The organism is Hymenobacter sp. 15J16-1T3B (assembly GCF_020711235.1).
Lineage (GTDB): Bacteria > Bacteroidota > Bacteroidia > Cytophagales > Hymenobacteraceae > Solirubrum.
Window position 1 is genome coordinate 1 of record NZ_JAJFAV010000040.1, and the last position, 704, is coordinate 704.

The 704-nt window shown below is 67.5% G+C and carries 1 protein-coding gene; it reads right to left on the minus strand.

Annotated features, from left to right (window positions below; all coding sequences use genetic code 11):
* Nucleotides 1-704 (minus strand): VapE domain-containing protein (locus LJ737_RS26805; protein WP_227769856.1); only part of this gene is annotated, 704 nt, incomplete at both ends.

Sequence of the window (704 nt, forward strand, 5' to 3'; positions counted from 1 at the left end):
TCGAAGGGCAGGAAGCGGCGCGAGCCGGTCGGGTCGGTGAGGAAGTCCGCCCCGTTGACGCTGCCCATGAACGAGGCGCGGCGCGGCAGCTCGGCGATGAGCCGGGCGTAGGGGCGGCGCACCTTCACCGAGGGCTGGGTGATGAGCGTCTTAAGCGAGTTCTCATCCTGCTTGTTGAGGGTGCGCAGCTGGTCGTCGATGTTGATGAACAGATACTCCGCCAGCAGCAGCTGCGTGTCCTTGCTCTCCACGTGGATCTTGCCGGTGAACAGATACTGCTGGGCCAGCGGCTGGGGGCAGAGCAGCTCCAGCCACGTGGTCTTGAACTGCCCCTGCCCACCCGTAAGCACCAAGCACGTGTGGTTCTGGCAGCCGGCCGGCGTCAGCGCGTTGGCCACCACCGCCACCAGCCACTTGGTTAGGTACTGGGCGAACACCGCCGGATCGGCCACGGTCACGGTGGCCGCCAACCGGGTAATGTGACCGGTGATGGTGGCCGGACCGAGCCCGGCGAAGTACGCCTGCAGCGGGTCCACGCGGGGCGTGAAGTCCGAGGCCAGCAGGCGGTAGAGCCCGTCCGGGCGCATCGGGCGTTGGCTGTGGGTCAGCTCGCGGCTGAGGCTGTTGAGTTGGTAGTCGTCGAGCAGGCGGTAGGGAGCGGCGCTGCCCGCCGGGCGCCACTCCACCACTTCTTTCACCACGTT